This is a genomic window from Lacticaseibacillus baoqingensis (assembly GCF_003946165.1).
Classification (GTDB): Bacteria; Bacillota; Bacilli; order Lactobacillales; family Lactobacillaceae; genus Lacticaseibacillus; species Lacticaseibacillus baoqingensis.
The window spans coordinates 57,265-63,264 of the sequence record NZ_RHOI01000014.1 but is presented as its reverse complement, the minus strand read 5'-3'; the positions used below and the strand labels follow the sequence as shown (position 1 = coordinate 63,264).

At 43.9% G+C, this 6,000-nt stretch carries 4 protein-coding genes; all 4 read right to left on the bottom strand.

Translation table 11 applies throughout. The features are described 5' to 3' along the window. Window positions 1–83: 83 nt before the first annotated feature. The gene (locus EKM91_RS07500; RefSeq protein ID WP_125752128.1) at window positions 84–851 is read right to left on the bottom strand and encodes an amidohydrolase family protein; all 768 of its coding nucleotides are present in this window, start codon (window positions 849–851) and stop codon (window positions 84–86) included. A 34-nt stretch (window positions 852–885) separates the two neighbouring features. After that, on the bottom strand, window positions 886–2,190 hold the full coding sequence (locus tag EKM91_RS07495; protein ID WP_125752125.1) for an SLC13 family permease: 1,305 nt from the start codon (window positions 2,188–2,190) through the stop codon (window positions 886–888). A gap of 45 nt (window positions 2,191–2,235) precedes the next feature. Next, window positions 2,236–4,893, bottom strand: coding sequence for an aconitate hydratase AcnA (gene acnA, locus EKM91_RS07490; protein ID WP_125752122.1), 2,658 nt, complete (start codon window positions 4,891–4,893; stop codon window positions 2,236–2,238). A 703-nt stretch (window positions 4,894–5,596) separates the two neighbouring features. After that, entirely contained in the window at window positions 5,597–5,947 is a 351-nt protein-coding gene (locus EKM91_RS07485; RefSeq protein WP_164508502.1) for an amidohydrolase family protein, read from the bottom strand. Window positions 5,948–6,000 lie beyond the last annotated feature (53 nt).

Sequence of the window (6,000 nt, the reverse complement as noted above, 5' to 3'; positions counted from 1 at the left end):
ACAGGTCGTATCGACTTGGTGTTTTTTATTTTGTCTGAGTGCTAATGATAGTGGCTAACTTGATTGTAAAACGCGGGAAAGTTTTACAAATACCAATTTTGGGCATTCCGATAGAGAATGTCATCAATTGCTTCCGAATCGTTTGATAGTGCTTCTCGAATCAAGTAAATATCATCCATTGAGAATCGGTATTTGGCGCGAGTTGCCGGCAAATCAGTACCAAACATCAGGCTGTGCGGATTTTTTTGGTACAGCAAAGGTAACATCGTCTTCACCTGATCCCTTTCGTACGCAATCCGACCAAACCCCGAAACACGGATACGCACATCATGAGTGATAAATCGATATAAATCATCGATTGGAACTACAGTCATCCCAAGATGGTCGATAGACGTCTTGGGCAACTTTAAAATTAATTGTCTGAGTTCATCATCCGCTGTATTCAAATTAATATAGAATTCCGTTCCCCATCCTACTAGGTTATAAACTCGCTTTGCCAGTAATTCGATATCCGTCAAAGGGGTATCTAACCCTCGGTACAGATTAAAGCGAATTCCTCTAATGCCCAACTTGTTAAGCTTTAAAATTTCTTCATCAGTCGTCGATACTGGTAATTGCGTGACGCCGACATAATCAGTTCCCAAGGCAGACAACGCCGCACCGAAATATGACTGATCATACCCTTGGAAGGAGCCTGATACAACGGTCCCACCAACAAATTCTAATGGAAAATCCTGGCACTCTTTTCGATACTGCTCGGCAGTGTATGGGTCTGGTAAAAATCCATTGTTCTCTGTTAGTGGGAATTTGGGATCAATGACGTGAAAATGTGCATCAAATATTTTCTGCATGTTTCTTCTCCTGGACACCTGTCAAAATCACTTATCATCTGTAAATAAACATCAGTACAATGGTTGCTGCAACTGCGTAACCCATTCCCAATGGTGTCGCTTTATATAATAAGTCGTTATAGAAATGGCGTTGCTCAACTGGATCTTCAATTCCACTTTCACCTAGAATTAAACTACCACCGGTAGAAAATGGTGCTAGTGTAGTGGACTGTGCACCAATGATAATTGCCACAGCCAACAAACTTGGACTCCACCCGGAACTTTGAGCAATCCCATAAATCATTGGGAACATAAGCGGGGCGACAACACCTAAAGTACTGCTGAAAATGGACATGATCCCAGCGATGATGCAACACAGTACTGGTACCAAAATTGAAGGGAAGTGTGAAATTAAGGAGGCCAGTAAATCAATTGTACCAGCCTTTACTGCGACCCCAATCAGCATTCCGACCCCACTGACCAGCCAGATTGTGTCCCAAGGAACCCGCTTCAGCACCTCATCTGGTTTATCGGCAAGCTTCAGCAAATATGCCAGGATGGAAAAAACAATTGCCAAGAAACTAATATCAATATGAGGAGCCACTTTAGCCAACCAATGGACGTGCGGCAAGAACTTTGCTAGCGCTGGTGTAAATAGTACCAGGACCATTAGGAGAATGATCAACCACAAGTTAACCTTTTGTTTCGAGGAAAACGCTTCTGGCTTTTTAACATCTACGGTGCCTTTTTTACCCGCATGCTTCGATGTAAACAGCATTATCAGCAGAACGATAATCGGGTAAACAAAAGAAACAACAAAGATATTGGTTACCAAAGAGTCAGCCTGTCCGGCTAACTTTGTCTGCAAGAAAAGTGATTTAAACAAAACACCATGCGCACTCGGCATGAAGTTCGCACCTGAAAGCGATCCTAAACCAACGGCAAATGACGCGTGCATGCGGTTCATGTCCGAAGAACGGCACAAAACCATTGCCATGGCACCCATGATCGCAACAGAAGTAAAGAAACCGGCCCCTAATCCAGAGACTAGCGCTGTAATGAAATACACTAGGAGCGGTAAGAAGAAATTAAATCTTCTAAATTTATAGAGCAACCAACTGGCAACCTTGTTTAAGGTGCCATTGACGACCGCAAAATTAAAGAAAAGTGAAACTGCAAAGATAACCAAAAACAGTTGGGTCGGAAAAGTAGCTAACAAATCATCGACCGACATATTAACAACAAAGCAACCTATCAGGTACGCAAATGCCAAGGCCACTAACCCTGTATTGATGTTAAAAACTTCGCCTAAATAGATAGATAGTGCAATTGCCAATATTATCAAAATAGCATCAGTCATTTAATTCATCCCTTATCTTCATTAAATGAATCGAGTAAAAACAACCTATTCTTCTTCGGCTAAGACTTGGTTCAAGATGCCACCCATCCGGAAATACTTGATTTCAGCCAAAGAATCCAGCCGCAAAGTGGTCTTGAATTCGACAACGGAACCATCTTCTTTTTCAGCTTTTACCAGTAATTCTTGTTTAGGTTGCAATTGCTCTGGCAGCTCAACACTAAATGTTTCCGATCCATCCAGCTTCAACGTTTCAGCGGTGTCACCTGCTGCATACTGCAACGGCAACATCCCCATCATGGCCAGATTAGAACGATGAATCCGTTCGAAAGATTCAGCGATCACGACACTGACGCCTAATAACTTCACGCCTTTAGCGGCCCAATCTCTTGAAGATCCCATCCCATAATCTTTACCGGCAAGGATGATCAACCCTGTACCATCTTGTTGATACTTCTGGCACGCATCAAAGATCGGCATAACCGTTTTCGTTGGCCAATAAGTGGTATAGCCGCCTTGCTTACCTTGACCTAACGCATTATTTAGTCTGGTATTAGCCAAAGTCCCGCGTACCATCACATGATGATTACCACGCCGAGACCCGTAAGAGTTAAAGTCGCGACCCTTTACATGATGTGCCGTTAGATATTCTCCTGCAGGTGAATCTAATGGAATGAAACCTGCTGGTGAAATATGATCCGTCGTCACAGAATCCCCAACCACTGCTAACGCTTTGAGTGCCTTTACTTTTGGTGTGACCGCCTTATGGGCGATTTGATCGTCGAAATATGGCGGGTTGGCAACATAAGTAGAGTCGTCATCCCATGCAAAGGTTTCTGACTCTGGGACATCCAATTGATTCCATTCAGCTCGACCATCAAAAATATCTTTGTAAGCAGCTTTATACGTTGCTGAATTAACAAACTGTTTTGCATATTTTTCGATTTCAGCAGTCGTTGGCCAAATATCTTTCAGATAAACTGGTTGGCCATTTTGATCATTACCAAGTGATTCGGTTTGTAAGTTGACCAACATGTTACCTGCTAAGGCATAAGCAACAACCAAAATCGGCGATGCGAGGTAATTACCTTTGATCAAGGGATGAATTCGGCTTTCAAAGTTTCGGTTACCACTAAGTACCGCAGCGCAAGCCATATCAGTTTTTTGAAGCGCTTCTTCAATTGCAGGATGCAGCGGACCAGCATTCCCAATGCAAGTCGTGCAGCCATAAGCCACGATGTTGAAGCCCAAATCATTCAAGTATGGCATCAAGCCGGTTGCCGTCAAATATCGGGTCACTGCTTGAGACCCTGGTGCAAAGGAAGTTTTAACTTTAGGAGAAACTTTCAACCCTTTTTCTACCGCCCTTTTAGCGAGTAATCCAGCACCAATCAAAACGGTTGGGTTGGAAGTGTTCGTGCAACTCGTCAAAGCAGCGATCAATACATCCCCTGTCCGAAGCGTTTCGTGATCGCCATCAAGATCAACTGGGACATTATCCTTCAAATTCTCACGCGACATCCCAAATCCATGATTGCCAAGTGGGGCCTCCACGGCCTTTTTAAACTCAGCAGCCGCTTCTCCTAACGCAATCCGATCCTGAGGCCGCTTCGGTCCGGCAATGCTAGTGGTCACTTTTGATAAATCAAACTCGATCACTTGCGAATATTGAACTTGAGCATCATTTTGGCTTTGATAAGCCAATGCGTTATCACGCATATATTCAGTCGTCCGTGCAATCAATTCATCATCGCGGCCGGTTAACTTCAAGTATGCGATCGAATTTTCATCAAATGGGCAATAACCACAAGTAGATCCATATTCAGGTGCCATATTCGAAAGCGTCGCCCGATCGGCAACCCCCAACTGCTGATAACCAGGGCCGAAGTATTCAACAAACTTGCCGACCACATTATTTTCGCGCAATACCTGCGTCATGCTCAACGCTAAGTCAGTGGCGACAACCCCTGAAGGTAAGGTCCCAGTCAAATGGACGCCGATGACTTCTGGAATTGAGAAAATCGATGGTTCACCTAACATGCATGCTTCAGCTTCAATACCACCGACCCCCCATCCAAGCACACCCAGCCCATTGATCATGGTCGTATGCGAGTCGGTTCCAAATACGGAGTCTGGATACAACGTATTCGATTTCTGGTCAAACTGGACCACTGGTGAAAGGTGTTCAATGTTGATCTGGTGAATAATCCCAGTGTCAGGCGGAATTGCCTGGAAATTATCAAATGATTTTTGAGCCCACTTAAGCAATTTATACCGTTCAGTGTTCCGTTCATATTCACGTTTAATATTGAACGCCATCGCGGCAGGATTACCCGCCTTATCGATTTGCACTGAATGATCAACTACAAGATCCACCGGAATAGCCGGGTTAATTGTCTCAGCTGGCATACCCAGCTTAACTGCCGCATCCCGCATCGAGGCAAGATCAACCACGCAAGGCACCCCGGTATAGTCTTGTAAAATGATCCGTGCAGGATAAAAGTCGACTGAAGTCCCAACATTTTGTTTCCAATTAAGTAAATTCTGGACATCCGTAGCCGCAACATTGCCGCCGTTCTTGCGTAAGGCATTTTCTAGCAAAATACGAATGCTATACGGCAACGTTTGAATTTGAATATTTTCTGCAGTTGCAGCTGCTTCTACAGAAAAGAATTGTCCCGTACTATTTTTTTGGACGATATTCATAACAACCTCCCCAGACAATTTCTAATCAAATTAAAAATTAGATGCCTGTATTATATCGAATAATATTTGTCAATCTGCTTGACACGATCAGAATATCACAAGGCACTATTGGAATAGAGGGGTCTAAGTTTTAAGATTGTTTTTCTTCAAAAACACAACGATATAAATAAACAAGTGACATTTTCGGATAGATACAGATAGCAAACAAATTGACAACAGATCAGCAATGCTATTAAAGCGCTTTAATATCATTGAATATGGCTTGAATCTGTGTTGGTCAAGCACTTCATCTGCCATGCATATCAATCAAATGCAACCACCAAAATCCACGAATATAGTGAATCATTGTTTGCTCGACAGGTAAGATCTGTACAATTTATGGTCCGCATCAAGAATATTGCCTTGGCAGAATCCTTATCAATATTATAATTCCGCGCTTTTAACGGTAATGAAAACATCGCATTTTGCTATCAATTGTGAATCACTGTTCTTAAAATATAAAAAACAGATTATCAGTAAGCTGCTCGACTAACCCTTAAGGCCACCCAAGTCCCTAACCCGAATCCGTTTGCTTATTCTGCTTGTAAATTTTTGCTGCTATGTGACTGTTGCGGCTACATCCTCAAGTCTTCTTGCGGTGGCTAACTATGCGCGGTTAGCCACTCAGGCTTTTTCACGAAATTCTCCGCATGATAACGTCAATTTATTTTAACTGCTGATACCATAGCTGGCCATTTTTCCACAGCACCCGGTTGATTGCCGCTTGGTCGTGGTCAAAAACCGTGGCGATCAGCTGCAGATCTGCGCGAGAAAACCGATAGCGCACCCGCGTTGCCGGCAAGTCGGTGCCAAACAACAGCCCCTCTGGATTTTCTTTATAAAGTTGCGGCAGCAACGCCGTCAACTGGTCCCGATTGTATTCAATGCGCCCAAATTCAGTCACCCGAATCGCGATGCCATGCGCTAACAAGCGCTGCAGCGTGCTGACTGGCGTGATCGTCATGCCCAGATGATCCACGGACACTCGCGGCAAGCGCAACATCAACGCGATCAACGCGCTGGGCTAAGGTCTCGATTTCTGCTAAGGTCGCCATCGATCCGCGATAA